Here is a 24,168-nt window from a genome sequence, read left to right as displayed (position 1 = left end):
GCTGCGGCGCGCTGGCAACAGGGTGTACAGCGTGCGGAAGACGGGCTGGATCAGCCCGGCCAGCGGCCGCCGGTGCAGCGCGGCAGGCCGGCAAGATCGGTGCGTGTGGCGATGGTCTGGAAGCCGGCGGCCGCCAGCAGCGCCTGCACGGCGCCGGCCTGGTCGAAGCCGTGTTCCAGCAGCAGCCAGCCGCCGGCGTGCAGATGGTCCGGTGCCCCGGCGACGATGGCGCGCAGCGCCTGCAGGCCGTCGCCCTCGGGTGTGAGGGCCTGGCGTGGCTCGTGGGCCAGCGCGGGCAGGTGGTGGTCGTCGCCGGCGATGTAGGGCGGGTTCGACAGCACCAGGTCGAAGACCTGCCCAGGCAGGGCCTGCCACCAGGAGCCGGCGGCCAGCTGCAGCGGCAGGCCCAGCCGCTCGGCGTTGGCGCGCGCCACCGCCAGCGCCGCCGGGCTGGCGTCGGTGGCGGTCAGGCGGGCGGCGGGGCAGCGGTGCCGCACGGCCAGCGCGACGGCGCCGCTGCCAGTGCCCAGGTCGGCGACGGTCGGTGCGGCCTGGCCGGCCAGCAGCTCCAGCGCCCAATCGACCAGCAGTTCGGTTTCCGGGCGCGGCACCAGCACGGCCGGCGACACGGCCAGCGCGAGGCCGTGGAATTCCTTCTCGCCAACGATGTAGGCCAGCGGCTCTCCCGCCGCCCGGCGCGCCAGCGCGGCTTCGAACGCGGCAGCCTGCGCAGGCGCGAGCACGGCGTCGTCGTGCGCCAGCAGCCAGGCACGGCTGCGCTGCAGCAGGTGGGCCAGCAGCAGCTGCACGTCGAGCCGGTCCACGCCGCTCACGCGCGCGCGGGCCAGCGCGTCGGCGATGCGCAGCTCAGTGTCCACCGGACTCCAGCTGCGCCAGCTGCTCGCTCGCGCGCGCGGCCTGCAGCGCGGCGATCACGTCGGCCAGGTCGCCGTCCATCACCGCGCCCAGCTTGTACAGCGTGAGGTTGATGCGGTGGTCGGTGAGCCGGCCCTGCGGGAAGTTGTAGGTGCGGATGCGGTCGCTGCGGTCGCCGCTGCCGATCAGGCTCTTGCGCGTGGCGGCTTCCTTCGCCGCGCGCTCGCTGCGGTCCTTCTCGCGCAGCCGCGCCGCCAGCACGGCCAGGGCCTTGGCCTTGTTGCGGTGCTGGCTGCGGTCGTCCTGGCATTCCGCCACCAGGCCCGTGGGCAGGTGGGTGATGCGGATCGCGCTGTCGGTCTTGTTGACGTGCTGCCCGCCGGCGCCGCTGGCACGGAAGGTGTCGATGCGCAGCTCGGCCGGGTTCAGCTGCACCTCTTCCGTCTCGTCGGGCTCGGGCATCACGGCCACCGTGCAGGCGCTGGTGTGGATGCGGCCCTGGCTCTCGGTGGCCGGCACGCGCTGCACGCGGTGGCCGCCCGACTCGAAGCGCAGCTGGCCGAAGACGCGGTCGCCCTCGACACGCAGCACCAGTTCCTTGTAGCCGCCGAGTTCGGACTCGCTCTGGCTCAGCACCTCGACACGCCAGCCCTGGCGCTCGAAGAAGCGCGTGTACATGCGCGCCAGGTCGCCGGCGAACAGCGCCGACTCGTCGCCGCCGGTGCCGGCGCGGATCTCGACGAAGGCGTTGCGCTCGTCGTCGGGGTCGCGCGGGATCAGCGCTGCCTGCAGCTCGCGCTGCAGGCGTTCGAGGTCGGTCTCGGCCGCGGCGATCTCCTCGCGCGCCATCTCGGCCATCTCGGGATCGGTCTCGGTGGCCTGCATCGCGCGCGCGGCGGCGAGGTCGGCCTCGCGCTGCTGGTGGCGGCGGTAGCGGCCGACGACGTCGGCCGCCTCGGCCTGTTCGCGCGACAGCGTGCGGTAGCGCTTGATGTCGGCCGACACCTGCGGGTCGGCCAGCAGCGCGTCGAGCTCGTGCAGGCGCAGCGCGAGGCGTTCGAATTGTTGGCGCAGGGACTCGTTCATGGCGTGCGAAAAGCGAAACGCCCGGCCCTGCTTGCCGCAAGGCCGGGCGCGGTGGTCGGCAGCTAACGGCCTTCGCCGTTCGGGTGGCGCGAGCTCTGGCGCAGGAACAGGCGCGACACCGTGGTGGCGAGCTGTTCGCGTTCGTCGCCGTCGGCGGCGTGCAGTTCGGCCAGCGTGCCGTGCAGCATCTTGTGCGTGAGGCCGCGGGTCAGCGCTTCCAGCACGGCGTCGACCGACTCGCCGCGTGCGAGCATCTTGCGTGCGCGCTGCATCTCGATGGCGCGCCAGTCTTCGGCCTGGCGGTTCAGGGCCTGGATCAGCGGCACGGCGGCGCGCTGGTCGAGCCAGTGCGCGAAGCTCAGCACGCCGGCATCGATGATGGCCTCGGCCTGCTCGACCGCCGCCTGCCGCTTCTCGCCGGCGCTCTGCACCAGCGTCGAGAGGTCGTCGACGGTGTAGAGGTAGACGTCGCGCAGCTGCGCGACTTCGGGTTCGATGTCGCGCGGCACGGCCAGGTCGACCATGAACATCGGGCGGTTGCGGCGCGCCTTCAGCGCGCGCTCGACGGCGCCCAGGCCGATGATGGGCAGCGAACTGGCGGTGCAGGAGACGACGGCGTCGAACTCGTGCAGCCGTTGCGGCAGGTCGGCCAGGCGCAGCGCCTCGCCGCCGAAGCGGCCGGCCAGGTGCTCGCCACGCTCCAGCGTGCGGTTGGCGATGGCCATGCCCTTGGGCGTGCGCGCCGCGAAGTGCGTGGCCACCAGCTCGATCATCTCGCCGGCGCCGACGAACAGCACGCGGATGTCCTTGAGGTCCTCGAACAGCTGCGACGCCAGCCGCACCGCGGCCGCGGCCATGCTGATGGAGTGCGCGCCGATCTCGGTGGCGGTGCGCACTTCCTTGGCCACCGAGAAACTGCGCTGGAACAACTGGTGCAGCGTGGTGCCCAGCGTGCCGGCCTCGTCGGCCTGGCGCACGGCCTGCTTCATCTGGCCCAGGATCTGCGGCTCGCCCAGCACCATCGAATCGAGGCCGGAGGCCACGCGGAAGGCGTGGCGCGCCGCGTCGCGGTCTTCGCGCACGTAGGTGAAGGTCTGCAGCTGGCTGCCGCTGACGCCGCCCTGCTCGGCCAGCCAGTCCACCGCCGGGCGCACCAGCTCGTGCACGGCCTTGGGGTCGGCGGCGACGTAGAGTTCGGTGCGGTTGCAGGTGGAGACCAGCGCCGCCTCGGGCATGCTGCGCTGCAGGCGTTCGCGGAAGCCGCGCAGGGCCGGTGTGAGCTGCTCCGGGCCGAAGGCCAGCTTGCCGCGCAGATCGAGCGGGGCTGTGGTGTGGTTGAGCCCGAGGGCAAAGACGCTCACAGTGAGATTGTAAGATTTATTGGACAGTTTCGGTTGCGTCGGCCCTTGACGGGTGTCAAGGCATCTTCGACCGAACGGACGGGAAGGTCAATCGTGGGACCGTTGGACGCCTTGTGGCATCTGCTGAATTTCGTGCTTCCTGGCGTGTTGCTGGGCTTGTTGTCGGCCGCTGGTGCGAAGCTGCTCTGGCGGCGCGAACTGGCGGCCGTGCCCTGGAAGCGCCTGGCCCGCGACGCCGCCCTGGCCAGCGTGGCGGTGCTGGTGGCGGGCCTGGTGCTGTTCCGCCAGGACGGCCGCATGGCCACCTACGCCGCGATGGTGCTGGCTTGCGCCGTCACGTTGTGGTGGCGGGGTTTTGCTCCGGGGAAACGCTAGGGCCATCGCGCAACACCAGGCTGCCGCGCAGCGAATGCGGCAGCGCTTCGGTGATGCGCACGTCGAGCATCTGCCCCACCAGCCGCGCCGCCTGCGGTCCGCCGTCGAAGTTGACGATGCGGTTGCACTCGGTCCGGCCCATCAGTTCGGCCGCGCTCTTGCGGGACGGCCCCTCGACCAGGATGCGCTGCACCGTGCCGACGCGGCTGGCGCTGATGCGGCGCACGTTCTCCTCGATCGCGGCCTGCAACTGCTGCAGCCGCTGCAGCTTCAGCGCCTGCGGCGTGTCGTCGGGCAGCGCGGCGGCCGGCGTGCCCGGTCGCTTGCTGAAGACGAAGCTGAAGCTGCTGTCGTAGCCGACGTCGTCGATCAGCTTCATCATCTTCGCGAAGTCGTCTTCCGTCTCGCCGGGGAAGCCGACGATGAAGTCCGACGACAGGCTGATGCCGGGCCGCACCGCCCGCAGCTTGCGGATGGTGCTCTTGTATTCCATCGCGGTGTAGCCGCGCTTCATTGCCATCAGGATGCGGTCGCTGCCGTGCTGCACCGGCAGGTGCAGGTGGTTCACCAGCTTCGGCACGCGGGCGTAGACGTCGATCAGCCGTTGCGTGAACTCGTTGGGGTGGCTGGTGGTGTAGCGGATGCGCTCGATGCCTGGGATCTCGGCCACGTACTCGATCAGCAGCGCGAAGTCGGCGATCTCGCCGCTGCTGCCCATCGCGCCGCGGTAGGCGTTGACGTTCTGGCCCAGAAGCGTCACTTCCTTGACGCCTTGGTCGGCCAGGCCCGCCACCTCGGTCAGCACGTCCTCGAACGGCCGGTGCACCTCTTCGCCGCGCGTGTAGGGCACGACGCAGTAGCTGCAGTACTTGCTGCAGCCTTCCATGATGGAGACGAAGGCGCTGGCACCGTCGACGCGTGCCGGCGGCAGGTGGTCGAACTTCTCGATCTCCGGGAAGCTGATGTCGACCTGCGGACGGCGCTCGGCCTGGCGCGCGGCGATCATCTGCGGCAACCGGTGCAGCGTCTGCGGGCCGAACACCATGTCGACGAACGGCGCGCGCTCGATGATCGCGGCGCCCTCCTGGCTGGCGACGCAGCCGCCGACGCCGATCAGCACGCCCTTCTTCTTCAGGTGCTTGACGCGGCCGAGGTCGCTGAACACCTTCTCCTGGGCCTTCTCGCGCACCGAGCAGGTGTTGAAGAGGATCAGGTCGGCCTGCTCGACATCGGTGGTCGGCTCGTAGCCGTCGGCGGCGCGCAGCACGTCGGCCATCTTGTCGGAGTCGTAGTCGTTCATCTGGCACCCGAAGGTGCGGATGAAGACCTTCTTCGTCGGCGTGTCGCTCATGGCCGGCTCCAGCGCTGGGCGCCGGCATCGAAGCGCCAGGTGGCGGCCTCGGCCGGCGTCACGGGCCAGGGCTGGTTGGCGCGTTCGGCGGGCGTGAGCACCCAGACGTCGAGCAGCGCGCCGGACGGGTCGCGCGTGTAGTGCACGATCCAGCGCTGCCCCGCGAGGCTGCCCGAGACCTGCAGCAGGTTGTTCTCGCCGCGGATGCGTGCACCCGGCGCGAGGCGCGCGGGCTGGCCGTTGACCAGCACCTCGGGCGGCGCCACCACCACGAGGTCCCCGCGCAGCGCGGAAGCCGGGAAGTTGCGAGGCGCCTGCGCCGCGGCAGGCGGGGGGGTCAGCAGGGCAGTCAGCAGGGCCGAGGCGGCCACTGCGGCAAGTGCACAGCGAAGCATGGTGTGGATCCAGGGGCTGTGGAGAAGGGCGGTGGAAGGCGGCGGTCGAAAGCAAAAAGCCCGAGACTTGCGTCCCGGGCCCGGTGTTGCGGCATGTCTTGTGGGCATGCCGCGTTCTTGTTCTTGGTGGCGCTTCAGGGATTTGAACCCCGGACCTGCGGATTATGATTCCGTCGCTCTAACCAGCTGAGCTAAAGCGCCTGAGCCCAGCATTATATGGCGTCTTGCGCCGGAGTTCCATGTTCAGCTTTTTCAAGAAGAAGACACCGCCGCCTGCACCGGCCGCGGAACCCCTGACGCCCGCGGCGGCGGCAGTGCCGGCCGTGGCCGCCGCCGCTGCCGAACCCGAGGTGGCAGCACCGCAAGCAGTGCCTGTCGCCGAGCCGCGTGCGCGCTGGATCGACCGCCTGCGCCAGGGCCTGAAGAAGACCGGCAGCAGCATCGCGCAGGTCTTCACCGGCACGCGCATCGACGACGCGCTCTACGAAGACCTGGAGTCGGCGCTGCTGCTGGCCGACACCGGCGTGGCGGCCACGCAGTACCTGCTCGACGACCTGAAGCGGCGCGTGAAGGACAGCAAGGCCACCGAGCCCGCCGCCGTGAAGGGCCTGCTCGCCGATGCCGTGGCCGCGCTGCTGCAGCCGCTGCAGCGGCCGCTGGTGGTGGGCGCCGCGAGTCCGACGGTGATCATGGTCACCGGCGTCAACGGCGCCGGCAAGACCACCACCATCGGCAAGCTCACGCGCTACCTGGCCGAGGCCGACCAGAAGGTGCTGCTGGCCGCGGCCGACACCTTCCGCGCCGCGGCGCGCGAGCAGCTGGCGGTGTGGGCCGACCGCAACCGTGTCGAGATCGTCAGCCAGCAAGGCGGCGACCCTGCGGCCGTGACCTTCGATGCCGTCACCGCAGGGCGCGCCCGAGGCTGCGATGTCGTCATCGCCGACACCGCCGGGCGGCTGCCGACGCAGCTGCACCTGATGGAAGAGCTGAAGAAGATCCAGCGCACCATTGGCAAGGCCCAGGAAGGTGCGCCGCACGAGGTGCTGCTGGTGGTGGACGGCAACACCGGCCAGAACGCGCTGGCGCAGGTGAAGGCCTTCGACGCCGCGCTGGGACTGACGGGCCTGATCGTGACCAAGCTCGACGGCACGGCCAAGGGTGGCGTGCTGGCGGCCATCGCGCGCTGGTGCGTGGAGCAGCAGCGCACGATCCCGGTCTACTTCGTCGGCGTGGGGGAGCGGGTCGAGGACCTGCAGACCTTCGACGCGCGCGAGTTCGCGCAGGCGCTGCTGGGCTGAAGGCCGGCAGCGCCGCTGCGCGGCCGTTCAGCCGCGCGCCAGCTGGCCGCGTACCGAGTCGCCTTCTTCCTCGTAGAAGCCCGAGGGCACGGGCTCCAGTGCGGTGTCGTAGCTGAACTGGTCGCCTTCGGCCAGCACTTCCTCGATGTCGGCCACCGGGATCAGCGGCATCGGCCGCGAGTTCGTGGTCTTGGGCTCGGCCTGGGCCGGTGCCAGCTCGGCGGCCATCGTGCTGCGCACTTCGGCCAGCGAGGGCAGGTCGCCTTCGCGCCAGGTGTAGACGCGGATGCCGGCCGCCTTCAGCACGCGGGCCAGGCGCTCGTGGCGGCGGCGACTGCGGCTCGATTCCTCGGGCGCGCGGATGTCGATCACGGCCAGCACGCGCGAGCCCGCATCGCACAGCAGCAGGTCGGCGTTCAGCGAGCCCACGCGCTGCAGCCATTCGTTGTACGAGTGGCGCGTGGGCACGCGCAGGAAGCGCGACAGCGGCACCTGCGCCAGCACCAGGAAGCCCGGCAGCGCGCGGCGCAGCAGGTCGTAGGCCTGGCGCTCGTGGATGGACATGATGCGCGCCGATTCGGGCATCCAGCCTTGCACGGTGTCGAGGTTGTCGCGCGTGGGCTGGCGGCGCTGCCCCTGGCGCTGGCGCATCCGCACGGCCAGCAGCGTGAGCAGCAGCACCACCGCCGCGGCCAGGGCGGGTGAAGACGTGGGGTCGAGGAGGTTCATGGCGTGCAGGCTTTGGGGACCGAGTTCCCAAATTACGGCACGGTCCAGCCAGGATCAACGCGCGAATCAAGACACACGTGTCGAGCTGTTTCGCAGCCCCTCTGCCAGGGGATTCGGCGTGAACTAATGCACGCTGCGGGCGGTGGTGCCGCGCGCTCAGCGCGGCATGCCGGGCATGCCGCCCATGCGCTTCATCATCTTCATCAGGCCGCCGCCCTTCATCTTCTTCATCATGCCCTGCATCTGGTCGAACTGGTTCAGGAGCCGGTTGACCTCCTGCACCTGCACGCCTGCGCCGGCCGCAATGCGGCGCTTGCGGCTGGCCTTGATGAGCTCGGGCTTGCGCCGCTCCAGCGGCGTCATCGCGCAGATGATGCCTTCCATGCGCTTCACGTCGCGCTCGGCCTTGTCCATGTCGGCGCCTGCGGCCTTGGCCGTCAGCTGGCTGGGCAGCTTGTCCATCAGCCCCGACAGGCCGCCCATCTTCTTCATCTGGCTGATCTGCATCAGGAAGTCGTTGAGGTCGAAACCGCCGCCGGACTTCACCTTGTCGGCCAGCTTCTGCGCCGAGGCCAGGTCGACGCCCTTCTGCACTTCCTCGACCAGCGCGACGATGTCGCCCATGCCCAGCACGCGGCCGGCGTGGCGGTCGGCGTCGAAGACCTCCAGGCCGTCGATCTTCTCGGACACGCCGGCGAACTTGATCGGCGCGCCGGTGATCTGCCGCACCGACAGCGCGGCACCGCCGCGCGAGTCGCCGTCGAGCTTGGTCAGGATGACGCCGGTGATCGGCAGCGCGTCCTTGAACGCCTTGGCGGTGTTGACCGCGTCCTGGCCCTGCATCGCGTCGACGACGAACAGCGTCTCCACCGGGTTCAGCGCCGCGTGCAGCGCGCTGATCTCGGCCATCAAGGCCTCGTCGATGCCCAGGCGGCCGGCGGTGTCGACGAGCAGCACGTCGAAATAGTGACGTTTGGCGTGGTCCAGGGCGGCCATCGCGATGTCCAGCGGCTTGTCGGCCGCGCTGGACGGGTACCACTCGGCACCAGCCTGCGCCGTCACGGTCTTCAACTGCTCGATGGCGGCAGGCCGGTAGACGTCGGCCGAGACGGTGAGCACCTTCTTCTTGCGCTTCTCGATCAGGTGCTTGGCCAGCTTCGCGGTGGTGGTGGTCTTGCCCGAGCCCTGCAGGCCGGCCATCAGCACGACGGCCGGCGGCTGCGCGGCGAGGTTGATGTCCGACACGCCCGCGCCCATCGTCGCGGCGAGTTCCTTGTGCACGATGCCGACCAGCGCCTGGCCGGGGTTCAGCGAGCCCGCGACCTCCTGGCCCAGCGCCTTGTCCTTCACCCGCGCGATGAAGTCGCGCACCACCGGCAGCGCGACGTCGGCCTCGAGCAAGGCCATGCGCACTTCGCGCAGCATGTCCTGCACGTTGCCTTCGGTGATGCGGGCCTGGCCACGCATCGTCTTGACCAGCCGTGACAGGCGGTCGGATAGGGTCGAGGCCATCGGGGTGCGGCAGGGCCGGCGAACGCGGCCTGCAAAAGTACACTGTCGGCATGATTCTATCGACTGCGTCACCCTTGCTCGTCGGCGGTGCACCGTTGGCCGTGGCGCTGCTGGCGGTGGCCGGCTACATGCTCGCCACCGTTCCCGCGCAGGGCCTGGCGCGCTGGGCGGCGACCGGGCTGGTGCTGGGCTGGTGCCTGCATTTCGTGCTGCTCGTCATGGACATCGGCGGCTGGGGACAGTCGCAGCCGGGCGCGCGGCTGGGCTTCGCGCCGGTGCTGTCGATCACCGTGTGGCTGGTGCTGGCCGTGCACACCGTGGAGAGCCGCTTCCTGCCGCTGCCCGCGGTGCGGCGCTGGCTGGCGCTGGCGGGCACGCTGGCGGTGCTGATCGCGCTCACCTTTCCGGGCGAGCCGCGGCAGCACGCGTCGCCGCTGGCGCCGCTGCACTTCGTGCTGGGCGTGGCGTCGTACGGCCTGTTCGGTGCCGCCGTGCTGCACGGCGTGCTGCTCGACGCCGCCGAGCGCCGCCTGCGCCTGCGCAGCGGCACGCCCGGCAGCGCGTTCGGCATGCCCCTGCTGCAACTCGAGCGGCTGACCTTCCGCTTCGTCGAGGCCGGCTTTGCCGTGCTCACGGCCACGCTGGTGTTGGGCGCGGTGACGGCCGCGCAGTGGCGCTGGGACCACAAGATCGTGTTCTCGCTGCTCGGCTGGGCGGTGTTCGCCGCGCTGCTGCTGGGCCGCCGGCTGCGCGGCTGGCGCGGGCGGCGGGCCACGCGCTGGCTGTACGCCGGTGCCGTGCTGCTGCTGCTGGCGTATGCCGGCACGCGCTTCGTGTTCGAAGTGCTGCTCGGCCGGCCGCCGGCGTGAGCGCGGCATGAAGTACCTGCTCGTCATCGCCGTCGTCGGCGTCGTGTTGTGGCTGATGTTCGGGCGCCAGCGCGGCCGTGGACAAGGCAAGCCGAGCGTCCCGCCGAAGGCCGACACTCGCCAGCTGCCGGTGCAGATCGTCGCCTGCGCGCACTGCGGACTGAACCTGCCGCAGACCGACGCGCTGCAGGACGCCGCCGAGCGTCCGTTCTGCAGCGAAGCGCACCGTGCCGCAGGACCGCGCTGAGTCGGTGCCGGGCACCGACCGCCGCAGCGGCGACCGGCGCCGCACCGACCGGCGCGCGCAGGGACGGCAGGGCGAGGACTCCTGGTTCGGCGCCGACTCCGCCTTCGCCCCGGGCTGGGCCCCCGCGGCCGGCGACGGCGACAGCACGCTGGCGCAGTACTGGACACGCCGCGTCATCGGTGCCGAAGACAGCGCGCTGGCGCGCATCTACCGCACCTACGCAGCCGCCCGCGCGGCGTTCGGCGTGGCGCTGGTGGTGGCGCAGGGCGCCAGCAACCTGATGGGCGCGCGCGGCACGCTGCTGCTGAGCCTGGTCTGCGTGGCCTACGCGGTGCAGGCCGTGACGCTGTGGCTGCTGCCGCGCTTCCAGCCGCTGACCGCGCCGCTGCAGCAGCCGGGGCTGCGGCGCCGCCAGTGGCTGGCGACCATCGGCATCGACCTGCTGGCCTTCGGCACGCTGCACCTGGTGGAGTCGGGCTCCAACTTCAACTACGGCGCGCTGCTCGTGCTGCCGGTCCTGATGGCCGGCGTGATGACGCCGCGCGTGCTGGCGCTGGGCACGGCAGCGGGCGTGACGCTGCTGCTGCTGCTCGCTGCCTGGCGCGGCCAGTTCGCCGGCGCCGAGCAGCCGACGGCGCTGCTTCAGTCGGGGCTGGCGGGGCTGGGCCTGTTCGTCATCGCGCTGCTGGCGGGCGAGCTGGCGGCGCGGCTGTCGCGCGAGGAACGCGCGGCCCGCGGCAGCCTGGAACTCGCGCGGCAGCAGGCGCAGCTGAACCGGCTGGTGATCGAGGAGATGGTCGACGGCGTGCTGGTCGTCGACGGCCGCGCCCGCGTGCGTGCGGCCAACCCGGCCGCGCGGGCGCTGCTCGTCGACGAAGGCCTGAGCCCGCCGGCGCCGTTCGCGCTGCAGTTGCGGCCGGCGTGGGAACAGCTGGCGCAGGCGGTGGACCGTGCGCTGGAAGAACATGACTGGCCCGAGGCCGGCCGCGAGGTGCGCCTGCGCTTCGACGACGGCCGCCAGCGCACGCTGCGCATGCGCGTGCGCTTCATGCGCAGCCGCGCGCTCGTGCCGCCGGCCGAGGCTGCCGCGGGTGCTGCCGAGCAGTTCTGCGTGCTGCTGCTGGAAGACGTGCGCACGGCGCAGGCGCGCCTGCGCCAGGAGAAGCTGGCCGCGATGGGGCGCGTGTCGGCCGGCATCGCGCACGAGATCCGCAACCCGCTGGCCGCCATCCTGCAGGCCAATGCGCTGCTGCTGGAAGACGAGCTGCCGCCGGCGCAGCAGCGCCTGGCGCGCATGGTGGCCGACAACGCCGAACGCCTGAAGCGCATCGTCGACGACGTGATGGAACTGGTGCCCGGCGATACCCCGCTGCCACGTGCCATCGACGCCACGGCCGAAGTCTCTGCCGCCGCCGCCGAGTGGGCGCGCACGGTGGCGCTGCAGCTCGGTGCCAGCAGCCGGCTGCGCGTGGCGCTGCCGACGCAGGCGCTCGGCGTGCGCTTCGACCGCGAGCACCTGCGCCGCGTGCTCGTCAACCTGCTCGACAACGCGCATCGGCATGCGAGCGCCGAGTCGGGCGCCATCCTGCTGCGGCTGGCCGCCGTCGACGACGGCACGGTGCAGCTGGCGGTGGCCAGCGACGGGCCGCCGATCGCCGCCGACGTCGAGCCCTTCCTCTTCGAACCCTTCTTCTCCACGCGCAGCCGCGGCACCGGGCTCGGCCTGTATATTTGCCGCGAACTCTGCGAACGCTATGGCGCCAGCATCGAATACCGCGCCCTGCCGGCCTCGGAGCGCTCGCGCAACGAGTTCCTCGTGACGATGCGCCGCAGCGCGCTCGCCGCGGCCGATGCCCCGCTGCCGCTGACGCCATGACGCGCCACTAGACGTCGTGAAGGCCCCACCGTGAACGCCACCCCGCCCCTGCGCCTGCTGGTCGTCGACGACGAACCCGACCTGCGCACGCTGTACGAGCTGACGCTGCTGCGCGAGGGCTACGACGTCGAGAGCGCGGAGACGGTCGAAGAGGCCTGGAAGGCGCTGGGCGCGTCGCGCTTCAACCTGGTCATCACCGACATGCGGCTGCCCGACGGCAGCGGCCTGGACCTGCTGCGCCGGCTGGAAGATGCGGGCCGCGGCGAGAAGGGCATCGTCATCACCGCCTACGGCTCGGCCGAGAACGCGGTCGAGGCGCTGAAGGCCGGCGCCTACGACTACCTCACGAAGCCGGTCGACCTGCGCCAGTTCCGCGCCGTCGTGGCGTCTGCGCTCGGCCGCAGCGTGCCGGCGCCCGGCGCCGAGCCGGTGCGCCCGCGTGTGCCCGAGCACAAGCCCGCCGGCCCGCGCCGCGCGCTCGACCGCCTGGCCGGCACCTCCGGCGCGATGCAGCAGGTGCGGGCGCTGGTCGGCAAGGTCGCGCGCAGCATGGCGCCGGTGCTCGTGCACGGCGAGTCGGGCACGGGCAAGGAACTGGTGGCGCGCGCCATCCACGAGGTCTCGCCGCGCGGCGCCATGCCCTTCGTGGCAGTGAACTGCGGCGCCATCCCCGAGAACCTGCTCGAGGCCGAGTTCTTCGGCTACCGCAAGGGGGCCTTCACCGGCGCCAACGAGGACCGCGAGGGCTTCTTCCAGGCGGCGCAGGGCGGCACGCTGTTCCTCGACGAGATCGGCGACCTGCCGCTGGCGATGCAGAGCAAGCTGCTGCGCGTGGTCCAGGAACGTGCGGTGCGGCCCATCGGCGCCACGGCCGAGCAGTCGGTGAACGTGCGCATCGTCAGCGCCACGCACAAGGACCTCGGTGCCGAGGTGCAGGGCGGACGCTTCCGCCAGGACCTGTACTACCGCCTGAACGTCATCCAGATCGTCGTGCCGCCGCTGCGCGAGCGGCTGGGCGACCTGCCGGCGATCTGCGGCGCGGTGCTCGAGCGCATCGCTGCCGATGCAGGCGTCTCGCCGGTGCCCACGTTGTCGGCCGCCGCGATGGAGCACCTGCTGCGCTATGCCTTCCCCGGCAACGTGCGCGAGCTCGAGAACCTGCTGCACCGCGCCGTGGCGCTGGCCGGCAGCAGCGTCATCGAACGCGGCGACCTCGGCCTGCCCGACGTCGCGTTCACCGACAGCGAGGCTGCGGACCTCGATCGCGTGCCGGTGCCCGCCGCCGCGCCGGCGGCCGACGCCGCCCCCGCCCCGCTGCCCACCGACCTGGCAGGCTATCTCGACAGCGTCGAGCGCGACATCCTCGAACGTGCGCTGGAGCGGCACCGCTACAACCGCACCGCGGCCGGCGCGAGCCTGGGGCTGTCGCTGCGCCAGATGCGCTACCGCATGGCGCGGCTGGGCATCGGCACGGCCGACGGCGGCGACACGCCCTGAGGCGCGGCATGGGCGCGACACGCTGGCGCGGCGGCTGGTGGTCGGCGGCGCGCGCCTGCCCGTCGCCGAACTGCGGCCCGCGGCCCGCGGGCGTGCCGGTGTCGCTGGCCATCCTGCACTCCATCAGCCTGCCGCCCGGCGAGTACGGCGGCGATGCGATCGAGCGCCTGTTCACCAACCGGCTCGACTGGTCGGCCCACCCGTACTTCGCGTCGATCCGCGGGCTCGAGGTGTCGGCCCACTTCGTGGTGCGGCGCGATGGCAGCCTGCTGCAGTTCGTGTCGTGCGACGAGCGCGCCTGGCACGCGGGCCGTTCCGCCTGGCGCGGGCGCGAGAACTGCAACGACCACTCCATCGGCATCGAGCTCGAGGGCCTGGAAGGCGGGGCCTTCGAACCCGCGCAGTACGTGCAACTGGCGCGGCTGCTGCGGGTGTTGGCTGCGCGCTACCCCATCGGCGAGGCCGTGGGCCACGAACACGTGGCACCCGGGCGCAAGCACGACCCCGGCGCGGGCTTCGACTGGGTGCGGTTGCGCGCGCTGCTGCGCCGGCGCAGGCCGCACCTGCCGTTTGCATCGCCCGCCGGCACCTGATGCCTGCTGGCCTGACGGGCGCTTTGCCGCCGCAGGCCTGATGCTGCGGGGCCCGCGCAGCGCAGCATCACGCACCATGCGGCATGCCGCGGCGGCGGGTGGTGCGCGGGGTGCGGACGTGCCTTCCGCTGCATCGGGGAAGGTCCGGACGAGACACTACCCGTAGTGCCTTGCTGGGGGTGGGCACCCCAGATATAGTGGCCCTTCGTGATAATCTCGTGACCTCGATGGCAGCCATCACCCACGCCCTTCCCGCCCCCTCGGCGGCGCAGGCGGCCCAGGTGGACCGCGCCACTGCAACGGGCCGGCGACGGCTCTGCAGCGCGCCTTGACCCACCGGTCCGGGCCAGACCATCGCAGCCACAGCACCAAGCCAAACAGACAAGGGGAATGCATGCAAGCCGTCCACACGACAGCGCCCGAGACCGCCGCGACCGTTCGCGCCTCCACCACCGCGCAGCAGTCCGCGCAATCGGCGTACGCCGGCTACCAGATCATCCGCCGCAACGGCGCGGTCGTCGGCTTCGAGCCGAACAAGATCGCCGTGGCGCTGATGAAGGCCTTCCTGGCCGTGCACGGCACGCAGGGTGCGGCGTCGGCGAGCGTGCGTGAGACCGTGGACCGCCTCACCGAGTCGGTGGTGCGCGCGCTGCTGCGTTCGCGCCCGGGCGGCGGCACGTTCCACATCGAGGACGTGCAGGACCATGTCGAACTCGGCCTCATGCGCGGCGGCCACCACGAGGTGGCGCGGGCCTACGTGCTGTACCGCGAGCGCCGCGCGCAGGAGCGCGCGCGCCAGGCGACGGCGGCGCCGCCGGCCGCGGCCCCCGAGCTGTACGTGATCGAACGCGGCCAGCGCGTGCCGATGGACTTCCCAGCTCTGCGCGGGCTGGTCGAGTCGGCCTGCGCCGGCCTGGGTGCCGACGTCAAGGCCGAGCCCATCATGGCCGAGACGCGCCGCAACCTGTACGACGGCGTGCCGATGGACGAGGTCTACAAGGCCGCCATCCTGTCCGCGCGCACGCTGATCGAGAAGGACCCGGCCTACACGCGCGCCACGGCGCGGCTGCTGCTGCACACGATCCGCCGTGAAGTGCTGGGCGGCGAGGTGCCGCAGGAAGCCATGGCCGAGCGCTATGCCGACTACTTTCCCGGCTACGTGAAGAAGGGCGTGCAGGCCGAACTGCTCGACGACAAGCTGCTGCAGTTCGACCTGGCCCGCCTGGGTGCGGCGCTCAAGCCCGAGCGCGACCTGCAGTTCGACTACCTCGGCCTGCAGACGCTGTACGACCGCTACTTCCTGCACGTCGACGACGTGCGCATCGAGCTCCCGCAGGCCTTCTTCATGCGCGTGGCGATGGGCCTGGCGCTGAACGAGATCGACCGCGAGGCGCGGGCCATCGAGTTCTACGACGTGCTCTCCAGCTTCGACTTCATGAGCAGCACGCCGACGCTGTTCAACAGCGGCACGCGGCGCTCGCAGCTGTCGAGCTGCTACCTCACCACCGTGGCCGACGACCTCGACGGCATCTACGAGGCGCTGAAGGAGAACGCGCTGCTGAGCAAGTTCGCCGGCGGCCTGGGCAACGACTGGACGCGCGTGCGCGCGCTGGGCTCGTACATCAAGGGCACCAACGGCAAGAGCCAGGGCGTGGTGCCGTTCCTGAAGGTCGTCAACGACACGGCCGTGGCCGTCAACCAGGGCGGCAAGCGCAAGGGCGCCGTCTGCGCCTACCTGGAAAGCTGGCACCTCGACCTGGAAGAGTTCCTGGAGCTGCGCAAGAACACCGGCGACGACCGTCGCCGCACGCACGACATGAACACGGCGAACTGGATTCCCGACCTGTTCATGAAGCGCGTGGTCGAGGGCGGCCAGTGGACGCTGTTCTCGCCGTCCACCTGCCCCGACCTGCACGACAAGTTCGGCCGCGCCTTCGAAGAGGCCTACACGGCCTACGAGGCCAAGGCCGACCGCGGCGAGATCAAGCTGTTCAAGCGCGTCGCCGCCAAGGACCTGTGGCGCAAGATGCTGTCGATGCTGTTCGAGACCGGCCATCCCTGGATCACGTTCAAGGACGCCTGCAACGTGCGCAGCCCGCAGCAGCACGTGGGCGTGGTGCACTCGTCGAACCTGTGCACCGAGATCACGCTGAACACCAGCGACACCGAGATCGCGGTCTGCAACCTCGGTTCGGTCAACCTGGCGCAGCACCTGCTGGACGGCCAGATCGACCAGGCCAAGCTGAAGAAGACGGTGGCCACCGCGATGCGGATGCTGGACAACGTCATCGACATCAACTACTACGCGGTGAAGAAGGCGCGCGACAGCAACCTGCGCCACCGCCCGGTGGGCCTGGGCGTGATGGGCTTCCAGGACGCCCTGTACCAGCTGCGCCTGCCGTACGCCAGCGAGCAGGCCGTGGCCTTCGCCGACGTCTCGATGGAAGCCGTCTGCTACCACGCCTACTGGGCCAGCACCGAGCTCGCCGCCGAGCGTGGCCGCTACAGCAGCTACCGCGGCAGCCTGTGGGACCGCGGCATCCTGCCGCAGGACTCGCTGGACCTGCTGGCGCAGGAGCGTGGCGGCTATGTCGATGTCGACCGCTCGTCGTCGATGGACTGGGACGCGCTGCGTGCGCGCATCGCCGAGCACGGCATGCGCAACAGCAACTGCGTCGCCATCGCGCCCACGGCCACCATCTCCAACATCATCGGCGTCGACGCGTCGATCGAGCCCTGCTTCGGCAACCTGTCGGTGAAGAGCAACCTGTCGGGCGAGTTCACGGTCGTCAACGAGTACCTGGTGCGCGACCTGAAGCGTCTGGGCCTGTGGGACGACGTGATGGTCATGGACCTCAAGCACTTCGACGGCTCGCTGCGCCCGATCGATCGCGTGCCCGAGGAACTCAAGCGTCTGTACGCCACGGCCTTCGAGGTCGACGCGACCTGGCTCATCGAAGCCGGTGCACGGCGCCAGAAGTGGATCGACCAGGCGCAGTCGCTGAACATCTACCTCGCCGGAGCCTCTGGCAAGAAGCTCGACGAGACGTACAAGCTTGCCTGGCAACGCGGCCTGAAGACCACCTACTACCTGCGCACCACCAGTGCCACGTATGCGGAGAAGTCGACGGTGGCGCCCGGCGCGATGAATGCCGTGGCCATGCTTGGCAGCGGTGCCGTGGCGTCCGCTGCGGCAGCGCCCCAGATGGCCGCTGCAGAGCCGGCCACCGACATCAAGTTCTGCTCGATCGACAACCCCGATTGCGAAGCCTGCCAGTGACGCTTGCGACGCCGGTGGCGACGTCGATCTCGATGTCGTGCACCGCGTCGTTCACGACACCGATGCGCGCTTGTTCGATGCGAGGTCGCAACAACGAGCGCGCGCGAATGTCAACAAGTGCTTGGTGTTCGAACACAACACTCGGATAATTCCGCATCACAGGACAAACACACATGCTGGTCTGGGAAGAAGAAGTTCGTCAGCCTCCATCGATGGCGCCCGCGGGTCTGCAACCCGTCGCGTTGCAGCCCGTCGAGATCACCGCGCCGCTCGGCATGTCGGCGCGTCCCGCAGTCGCTGCAACGGCAGCCGCAAGCACCACGTCGTCGGGCACAGCGCCGGCAGCCGCCGCACGTCGCGTCAACGCCGCCGACAAGCGCATCATCAACGGCCAGACCGACGTCAACCAGCTGGTGCCGTTCAAGTACAAGTGGGCGTGGGAGAAGTACCTCGCCACCTGTGCGAACCACTGGATGCCGCAGGAGGTCAACATGTCGCGCGACATCGCGACCTGGAAAGACCCGAACGGCCTGACCGAAGACGAGCGTCGCATCATCAAGCGCAACCTGGGCTTCTTCGTCACCGCCGACTCGCTGGCAGCGAACAACATCGTGCTCGGCACGTACCGCCACATCACGGCGCCCGAGTGCCGCCAGTTCCTGCTGCGCCAGGCCTTCGAGGAAGCGATCCACACGCACGCCTACCAGTACATCGTCGAGTCGCTCGGTCTCGATGAAGGCGAGATCTTCAACGCGTACCACGAAGTCAAGAGCATCCGCGACAAGGACGAGTTCCTGATCCCGTTCATCGACGCGATCATGGACCCCAACTTCCACACCGGCACGCCCGAGAACGACCAGCGCCTGCTCAAGAGCCTGATCGTCTTCGCCTGCCTGATGGAAGGCCTGTTCTTCTACGTCGGCTTCACGCAGATCCTGGCCCTGGGCCGGCAGAACAAGATGACCGGTGCTGCCGAGCAGTACCAGTACATCCTGCGCGACGAGTCGATGCACTGCAACTTCGGCATCGACCTGATCAACCAGATCAAGCTCGAGAACCCGCACCTGTGGACGCCGCAGTTCAAGGCCGAGATCAAGGCCTTGTTCGAGCGTGCCGTCGAGCTGGAGTACCGCTATGCCGAAGACACCATGCCGCGCGGCGTGCTCGGCCTGAACGCGGCCATGTTCAAGGGCTACCTGCGCTACATCGCCAACCGGCGTGCCACGCAGATCGGCCTCGATGCGCTCTTCCCGAACGAGGAGAACCCGTTCCCTTGGATGAGCGAGATGATCGACCTGAAGAAGGAACGCAACTTCTTCGAAACGCGTGTGATCGACTACCAGACCGGTGGCGCCCTGTCGTGGGACTGAAGGACGCTACACAACGGCACGACCTGGCCGCTGGGCCAGGGCGATGAGAGTTTTCAGACCCGCGACCCGGGAACAGCCGACGGCACAGCCGGCAGCCTGGTTCGCATCCCCGTTCACCGGACCGGGGCGATCGATGGGTGGCCACAGCCACCTGGCAGACCGCCGGACGGTGAATCGCCGCACGATATGCAGTCGTGCGGTGCTCTTTGCAACTTGATCAAGGAGATCGTGATGGCAACTGCGAAAAAGGCCGCTCCGGCCAAGAAGGCCCCGGCGAAGAAGGCCGCTCCGGCCAAGAAGGCCCCGGCGAAGAAGGCCGCCCCGGCGAAGAAGGCCGCTCCGGCCAAGAAGGCGCCGGCGAAGAAGGCTGCGCCGGCGAAGAAGGCGGCACCGGCCAAGAAGGCGGCACCGGCGAAGAAGGCTGCGGCGAAGAAGGCCGCACCCGCGAAGAAGGCGGCACCGGCCAAGAAGGCGGCACCGGCCAAGAAGGCCGCACCGGCCAAGAAGGCTGCAGCCAAGAAGGCCGTCGCCAAGAAGGCTCCCGCAAAGAAGGCAGCAAAGAAGGCGGCGCCCCCGGCGCCCGCTGCGCCTGCTGCCCCTGCGGCGAAGACGGCGTTGAGCCCCGCTGCGGCGTGGCCCTTCCCGACCGGCAACAAGCCCTGATCGTCCCGGCGGGTGCTGCACACGCAGTGCCCGTCGCAGCCGATCCACCTGAAAGCCCGGAGCCTGCTCCGGGCTTCTTTCTTTCCGGGGTGCCGGTTCCGGCCTACAGGCCTTGCAGCACCTCGGCGCCGACCGCGTGGTTCTGCCCGCCGCGACAGGCGATCTTCAGGGCGCCCACGCGGTTGCCCAGCGCGATGCAGCGCGTGAGCGGCCAGCCGCGTTCCAGTCCGAACAGCAGCGCGGCGCGGAAGGCGTCGCCGCAGCCCGTGGGGTCGACCACGGCCGTGGCGGGCACGCCGGGCAGGTGCTGGCGCTGTCCCTGCACCCACAGGTCGCAGCCCTCGGCGCCGCGTGTCACGACCACGCCGTCCAGGTGCGACCGCGACAGCGACTCCAGCGTCTGGCCGGTGCGTTCGCACAGCATCTGGCCTTCGTAGTCGTTCACGGCGACCCAGCGCGCCATCTCGACGAAGCGGCGCAGTTCGGCGCCGTCGAACTGCGGCAGCTGCTGGCCCGGATCGAAGATGAACGGAATGCCGAGTTCGGCCATCTGCGACGCGTGCTGCCACATCGCGTCGCGCCCATCGGGGGCGATGATGCCGATCTTCAGGTCGCTGCGCGCCGGCACCTGCATCTCGTGCGCGTTCTGCATCGCGCCCGGGTGGAAGGCCGTGATCTGGTTGTTCTCGGTGTCGGTGATGATGATCGCCTGCGCCGTGTACATCTCGGGCTCCACGCGCACCAGCGACGTGTCGACGCGCCAGCCGGCCAGCCGCGCGAGGTAGTCGCCGCCGTCGTTGCCGAGTGCCGCCATCACCACCGGCGCGCCCCCCAGCGCGTGCAGCGTGTAGGCGATGTTGCCGGCGCAGCCGCCGAACTCGCGCCGCAGCGTCGGCACCAGGAAGGACACGTTCAGGATGTGCACCTGCTCCGGCAGGATCTGCTGGGCAAAGCGCCCCGGGAACGTGGTGATGGTGTCGAAGGCGAGGGAACCGCAGATGAGCGCGGGCATGGAAGCTCCAAGGGGTGGACGCACAGCGCAGGACGCGCAGCGTCAGGGGTAGAAGATCTCGATCGTATAGCCGCTGATGGGCCGGTCGGCGGCCGACAGCGTGGCCTGCAGCGCGAACTCGGCCGAAGGCGGCAGGTTGGCACGCTGCACGCCCAGCTCCTGCGGCTGGATGACGCGGCGGGCCATCACCGCGCCCTGGCTGTCGGTCAGCGTGAGGTCCAGCGACGGCACCGCCAGCGCCACGGCAGCGCGGCTGCGCAGCACCACCGACAACCTGTACAGCGGCGTGCCGTCGATGCGCAGCAACCCGCTGCTCTCGACGGTCAGCGCCTCGATGGCGCGCGGCGCCTCGATGCTGCAGTCCAGCGCGGCGCAGGCTGCCGTCAGCAGCGGCAGCGTCGCCGGCCAGCGGGCGGCGGTGGTGTCGCGGTACTCCAGGGCCGCCTGGGCCAGCAGGCACAGCGCGGCCACCCCGCCCACCGCAGCCAGCGCCGCACGCACGCCGGGCCGGCGCCAGCGCGCCGCACGCTCGGCGCGCCGCACGAAGGCCGGCGTACCGGTGGGGCCCCGGTCGGTGGCGGCGCTGTTCTCGTCGTCACCGTCCTGGTGGTCGCGGCGCTGGCGCGCCTGGTCGGGGGCAGCGTCGGCCGCACGCCGGGTCGCGGCGCTTGCAGGTGGGGCTGGCGACGCAGGCGCAGGGGGCGGTGGCGCGGACCTTCTCTGCGCCTGCGGCGGCGCGGCCGGCGTACCGAACGTCGACAGCGGGCTCAGGTCGTCGAGCTCGTCCTGCCGCGCCATGCGCTCCATGTCCTCGACCACGCGTTCCGTGCCGCGGCTGCGCACCGCGGTGCGCGCCGGGTCGGCGTCGAGGTCGACCAGGCTCTCGATGGCGTTGAAGACCTCGGCGCAGCGTCCGCAGCGCACCCAGCCCTCGGACACGCGCAGCTGGTCCTGCACGACGCGGAAGACGGTGCCACAGGCCGGACAGCGGGCGGCGAGGCTCATGCCGGAATCATGCCATCCGGCGTGCCGTCATCAGGATCCAGCCGTCTTCCCGGTCGCTGACCTGCAGCGACAGCATCGGTGCGTAGGCGGCCTGCAGTTCCTCGGCCTGCCGCTCGAGGATGCCCGCCAGCACCAGCGCGCCGCCCGGCGCGACGAAGCCGCACAGCAGCGGCGCCAGCAGCTTCAGCGGCGTGGCCAGGATGTTGGCCAGCACCAGCGGATAGCTGCCCTGCGCGGCATCGGGCAGGGCGGCGTGCAGCTGCACGCCGTTGGCCTGCGCATTGGCCCGCGTGGACGCGACCGCCGCGGGGTCGATGTCGACCGCGTCGATGGCCTGCCCGCCGTGCAAGGCCGCGGCGATGGCGAGGATGCCCGAACCGCAGCCGTAGTCGAGCACACGCTGCCACGGCTGGGCGTGGCCGGCGATCCAGCGCAGGCACATGCGCGTGGTGGGATGCGTGCCGGTGCCGAAGGCCAGGCCCGGGTCGAGCCGGATCACGCGCTCGGCAGCGGCCGGCGGCTCGTGCCAGGTCGGCACGATCCAGAACGTGGGCGTGATCTCCACCGGCGCGAACTGCGACTGCGTGATGCGCACCCAGTCCTGCTCGACCACGGCCTCGATGGCCTGCACGTGCAGGCCGCCGGTCCAGTCCTGCGCCAGCAGCAGCGTGGCGGCCTGCTCGGCCGCCGCCGCGTCGGGGAACAGTGCGCGCAGCGTCGAGCTGTCCCAGCCGGGCTGGGGCGCAGGCATGCCGGGTTCGCCGAACAGGGCCTGCTCGGCCGCGGTGCCGGCGTCGGCATCCTCGACCGACACCGACAGCGCGTCGAGCTCGTCCATCAAGGCGTCGGACACCGGCTCCACCAGCGCCTGGGGCGCGCGCAACACGAGCTCGAACATGGCCCGGGCCCTAGCGCTTGTGCTGACCGAGCCAGCCTTCGAGGTAGTGGATGCTGGTGCCGCCCTCGACGAACTTGGCGTCCACCATCAGCTCGCGGTGCAGCGGGATGTTGGTCTGGATGCCCTCGATCACCGTCTCCGACAGCGCCGTGCGCATGCGCGCCAGCGCCTGGTCGCGCGTGTCGCCGTGCACGATGATCTTGCCGATCATCGAGTCGTAGTTCGGCGGCACGAAGTAGTTCGTGTAGGCGTGCGAATCCACGCGCACGCCCGGGCCACCAGGCGGGTGCCACATCGTGATGCGGCCCGGCGAGGGCGTGAACTTGTACGCGTCCTCGGCGTTGATGCGGCATTCGAGCGCATGGCCGCGCATCTCGATGTTCCGCTGCGCGAACGGCAGCTTCTCGCCGGCGGCGATGCGGATCTGCATCTGCACGATGTCGATGCCCGTGACGAGCTCGGTCACCGGGTGCTCCACCTGCACGCGGGTGTTCATCTCGATGAAGAAGAACTCGCCGTTCTCGTACAGGAACTCGAAGGTGCCCGCGCCGCGGTAGCCCATCTTCTTGCAGGCCGCCGCGCAGCGCTCGCCGACACGTTCGATCACGCGGCGCGGAATGCCGGGCGCCGGCGCCTCCTCGATGATCTTCTGGTGGCGGCGCTGCATCGAGCAGTCGCGCTCGCCCAGCCAGACCGCGTTCTTGAAGGTGTCGGCCAGCACCTGGATCTCGACGTGGCGCGGGTTCTCGAGGAACTTCTCCATGTACACGGCCGGGTTGCCGAACGCCGCACCGGCTTCCGAGCGCGTGGTCTGCACCGCGTGGATCAGCGCCGCCTCGGTGTGCACCACCCGCATGCCGCGCCCGCCGCCGCCGCCGGCGGCCTTGATGATCACCGGGTAGCCGATGGCGCGGGCGGTCTTGATGATCTCCTTCGGGTCCTCGGGCAGCGCGCCCTCGGAGCCCGGCACGCAGGGCACGCCGGCCTTGATCATGGCCTGCTTGGCCGCGACCTTGTCGCCCATCGTGCGGATGGCGTCGGGCGTGGGGCCGATGAAGACGAAGCCGCTCTTCTCGACGCGCTCGGCGAAGTCGGCGTTCTCGCTCAGGAAGCCGTAGCCCGGGTGGATGGCCTCGGCGTCGGTGACCTCGGCCGTCGAGATGATGGCCGGCATGTTCAGGTAGCTCTGCGCCGAAGGCGCCGGGCCGATGCACACGGCCTCGTCGGCGAGCTTGACGTACTTGGCCTCGCGGTCGGCCTCGGAGTAGACGACGACCGCCTTGATGCCCATCTCGCGGCAGGCACGCTGGATGCGCAGGGCGATCTCGCCCCGGTTCGCAATGAGGATCTTCTTGAACACGGCGTGCGGCCTATTCGACGATGAACATCGGCTGGCCGAACTCGACCGCCTGGCCGTTCTCGCACAGGATCTGGACGATCTTGCCGCCGACGTCGGCCTCGATCTCGTTCATGATCTTCATCGCTTCGATGATGCAGATCGGCTCGCCCGGCTTGACCGTGCTGCCGACGTCGACGAAGGCCTTGGCGCCCGGGCTGGCCGAGCGGTAGAAGGTGCCGACCATCGGCGACTTGATGACCTTGCCCGCAGGCTCGGCGACCACCGGCTCGGCGGCGGGCGCGGCGGCCACGGGGGCGGGAGCTGCCGGCGCGGCGGTAGGCGCTGCGGCCGGTGCGGCGACCATGGCGGCAGCGACGGCGACGCCGCCCTTGACGATGCGCACCTTGCCTTCGGCTTCGGTGATTTCCAGTTCCGAGATGTTCGACTCGGAGACGAGGTCGATCAGGGTCTTGAGCTTGCGCAGATCCATGGTGGAGCGGTCCTCTTGTTGTCTGCTGCGGCGCGGCGCCGGTGCA

At 70.5% G+C, this 24,168-nt stretch carries 22 protein-coding genes and 1 tRNA gene; 10 read left to right on the top strand and 13 right to left on the bottom strand.

Annotated elements, in window-relative coordinates:
* Nucleotides 1-50: 50 nt before the first annotated feature.
* The 3 genes from prmC to hemA form a co-directional block, all read right to left on the bottom strand.
* Nucleotides 51-878: a peptide chain release factor N(5)-glutamine methyltransferase gene (gene prmC / locus ACPOLB_RS12485; RefSeq protein WP_425261690.1), complete on the bottom strand. Its 828-nt coding sequence runs from the start codon at nucleotides 876-878 to the stop codon at nucleotides 51-53.
* Nucleotides 868-1,962: a peptide chain release factor 1 gene (gene prfA, locus ACPOLB_RS12480; protein WP_425261689.1), complete on the bottom strand. Its 1,095-nt coding sequence runs from the start codon at nucleotides 1,960-1,962 to the stop codon at nucleotides 868-870. The genes prmC and prfA overlap by 11 nt, the downstream gene beginning before the upstream one ends.
* Nucleotides 1,963-2,024: 62 nt before the next feature.
* Complete coding sequence (gene hemA, locus ACPOLB_RS12475) at nucleotides 2,025-3,323, bottom strand: glutamyl-tRNA reductase (RefSeq protein WP_425261688.1); 1,299 nt, start codon at nucleotides 3,321-3,323, stop codon at nucleotides 2,025-2,027.
* 93 nt (nucleotides 3,324-3,416) lie between these two features.
* Between hemA and ACPOLB_RS12470 the strand changes: the two genes are divergently transcribed.
* Complete coding sequence (locus ACPOLB_RS12470; RefSeq protein ID WP_425261687.1) at nucleotides 3,417-3,698, top strand: hypothetical protein; 282 nt, start codon at nucleotides 3,417-3,419, stop codon at nucleotides 3,696-3,698.
* Here the strand turns inward: ACPOLB_RS12470 and miaB are convergent.
* From miaB to ACPOLB_RS12455, 3 genes are all read right to left on the bottom strand, one after another.
* Nucleotides 3,658-5,049 (bottom strand): tRNA (N6-isopentenyl adenosine(37)-C2)-methylthiotransferase MiaB, encoded by a 1,392-nt coding sequence (gene miaB / locus ACPOLB_RS12465; RefSeq protein ID WP_425261686.1) that lies wholly within the window; start codon nucleotides 5,047-5,049, stop codon nucleotides 3,658-3,660. The two genes, ACPOLB_RS12470 and miaB, sit on opposite strands and share 41 nt — an antisense overlap.
* Entirely contained in the window at nucleotides 5,046-5,444 is a 399-nt protein-coding gene (locus ACPOLB_RS12460; protein WP_425261685.1) for a hypothetical protein, read from the bottom strand. Before ACPOLB_RS12460 ends, miaB begins: the two co-directional genes overlap by 4 nt.
* 124 nt (nucleotides 5,445-5,568) lie before the next feature.
* Nucleotides 5,569-5,645: transfer RNA gene (locus ACPOLB_RS12455), tRNA-Met, on the bottom strand.
* A 38-nt stretch (nucleotides 5,646-5,683) separates the two neighbouring features.
* On the opposite strand from ACPOLB_RS12455, the gene ftsY reads away from it, so the two are divergent.
* Nucleotides 5,684-6,742, top strand: a complete 1,059-nt coding sequence (ftsY, locus tag ACPOLB_RS12450; RefSeq protein ID WP_425261684.1) for a signal recognition particle-docking protein FtsY — start codon at nucleotides 5,684-5,686, stop codon at nucleotides 6,740-6,742.
* 27 nt (nucleotides 6,743-6,769) lie between these two features.
* Here the strand turns inward: ftsY and ACPOLB_RS12445 are convergent, their stop codons facing one another.
* Nucleotides 6,770-7,471, bottom strand: a complete 702-nt coding sequence (locus tag ACPOLB_RS12445; protein ID WP_425261683.1) for a DUF2726 domain-containing protein — start codon at nucleotides 7,469-7,471, stop codon at nucleotides 6,770-6,772.
* A 156-nt stretch (nucleotides 7,472-7,627) separates the two neighbouring features.
* Nucleotides 7,628-8,983, bottom strand: a complete 1,356-nt coding sequence (gene ffh, locus ACPOLB_RS12440; protein WP_425261682.1) for a signal recognition particle protein — start codon at nucleotides 8,981-8,983, stop codon at nucleotides 7,628-7,630.
* 50 nt (nucleotides 8,984-9,033) lie between these two features.
* Between ffh and ACPOLB_RS12435 the strand changes: the two genes are divergently transcribed.
* The 8 genes from ACPOLB_RS12435 to ACPOLB_RS12400 all read left to right on the top strand — a co-directional run bounded on the left by ACPOLB_RS12435 (nucleotide 9,034) and on the right by ACPOLB_RS12400 (nucleotide 19,378).
* Nucleotides 9,034-9,852 carry a cytochrome C assembly family protein gene (locus ACPOLB_RS12435; protein ID WP_425261681.1) on the top strand — a complete coding sequence of 273 codons (819 nt, stop codon included), beginning with the start codon at nucleotides 9,034-9,036 and terminating at the stop codon, nucleotides 9,850-9,852.
* Between the two features lie 7 nt (nucleotides 9,853-9,859).
* Nucleotides 9,860-10,099: a PP0621 family protein gene (locus ACPOLB_RS12430; RefSeq protein WP_425261680.1), complete on the top strand. Its 240-nt coding sequence runs from the start codon at nucleotides 9,860-9,862 to the stop codon at nucleotides 10,097-10,099.
* A complete protein-coding gene (locus ACPOLB_RS12425; protein WP_425261679.1) occupies nucleotides 10,080-11,975 on the top strand; it encodes a sensor histidine kinase in 1,896 nt (631 codons plus the stop codon). The genes ACPOLB_RS12430 and ACPOLB_RS12425 overlap by 20 nt, the downstream gene beginning before the upstream one ends.
* A 30-nt stretch (nucleotides 11,976-12,005) precedes the next feature.
* A complete protein-coding gene (locus tag ACPOLB_RS12420) occupies nucleotides 12,006-13,472 on the top strand; it encodes a sigma-54-dependent transcriptional regulator (protein ID WP_425261678.1) in 1,467 nt (488 codons plus the stop codon).
* An 8-nt stretch (nucleotides 13,473-13,480) separates the two neighbouring features.
* Entirely contained in the window at nucleotides 13,481-14,065 is a 585-nt protein-coding gene (ampD, locus tag ACPOLB_RS12415; RefSeq protein WP_425261677.1) for a 1,6-anhydro-N-acetylmuramyl-L-alanine amidase AmpD, read from the top strand.
* Between the two features lie 394 nt (nucleotides 14,066-14,459).
* Entirely contained in the window at nucleotides 14,460-17,345 is a 2,886-nt protein-coding gene (locus ACPOLB_RS12410; protein ID WP_425261676.1) for a ribonucleoside-diphosphate reductase subunit alpha, read from the top strand.
* Nucleotides 17,346-17,518: 173 nt separating this feature from the next.
* The gene (locus ACPOLB_RS12405) at nucleotides 17,519-18,715 is read left to right on the top strand and encodes a ribonucleotide-diphosphate reductase subunit beta (RefSeq protein ID WP_425261675.1); all 1,197 of its coding nucleotides are present in this window, start codon (nucleotides 17,519-17,521) and stop codon (nucleotides 18,713-18,715) included.
* Between the two features lie 231 nt (nucleotides 18,716-18,946).
* Nucleotides 18,947-19,378, top strand: coding sequence for a histone (locus ACPOLB_RS12400; protein WP_425261674.1), 432 nt, complete (start codon nucleotides 18,947-18,949; stop codon nucleotides 19,376-19,378).
* A gap of 103 nt (nucleotides 19,379-19,481) precedes the next feature.
* Here the strand turns inward: ACPOLB_RS12400 and ACPOLB_RS12395 are convergent, their stop codons facing one another.
* From ACPOLB_RS12395 to accB, 5 genes are read right to left on the bottom strand one after another with little or no spacing between them, the layout of a single operon-like run.
* A complete protein-coding gene (locus ACPOLB_RS12395; protein WP_425261673.1) occupies nucleotides 19,482-20,390 on the bottom strand; it encodes a carbohydrate kinase family protein in 909 nt (302 codons plus the stop codon).
* 42 nt (nucleotides 20,391-20,432) lie between these two features.
* Complete coding sequence (locus ACPOLB_RS12390) at nucleotides 20,433-21,395, bottom strand: zinc-ribbon and DUF3426 domain-containing protein (protein WP_425261672.1); 963 nt, start codon at nucleotides 21,393-21,395, stop codon at nucleotides 20,433-20,435.
* Between the two features lie 7 nt (nucleotides 21,396-21,402).
* Nucleotides 21,403-22,293 carry a 50S ribosomal protein L11 methyltransferase gene (prmA, locus tag ACPOLB_RS12385; protein WP_425261671.1) on the bottom strand — a complete coding sequence of 297 codons (891 nt, stop codon included), beginning with the start codon at nucleotides 22,291-22,293 and terminating at the stop codon, nucleotides 21,403-21,405.
* 10 nt (nucleotides 22,294-22,303) lie between these two features.
* Nucleotides 22,304-23,653, bottom strand: a complete 1,350-nt coding sequence (gene accC / locus ACPOLB_RS12380; protein WP_425261670.1) for an acetyl-CoA carboxylase biotin carboxylase subunit — start codon at nucleotides 23,651-23,653, stop codon at nucleotides 22,304-22,306.
* A 10-nt stretch (nucleotides 23,654-23,663) separates the two neighbouring features.
* Nucleotides 23,664-24,122, bottom strand: a complete 459-nt coding sequence (gene accB / locus ACPOLB_RS12375; RefSeq protein ID WP_425261669.1) for an acetyl-CoA carboxylase biotin carboxyl carrier protein — start codon at nucleotides 24,120-24,122, stop codon at nucleotides 23,664-23,666.
* Between the last annotated feature and the right edge of the window lie 46 nt (nucleotides 24,123-24,168).

Origin of the sequence: Rubrivivax soli (assembly GCF_049810355.1) — a bacterium.
GTDB lineage: Bacteria > Pseudomonadota > Gammaproteobacteria > Burkholderiales > Burkholderiaceae_C > Rubrivivax.
Note: the sequence above shows the minus strand (reverse complement) of the source record. Positions and strands in the feature narration are given on the sequence as shown.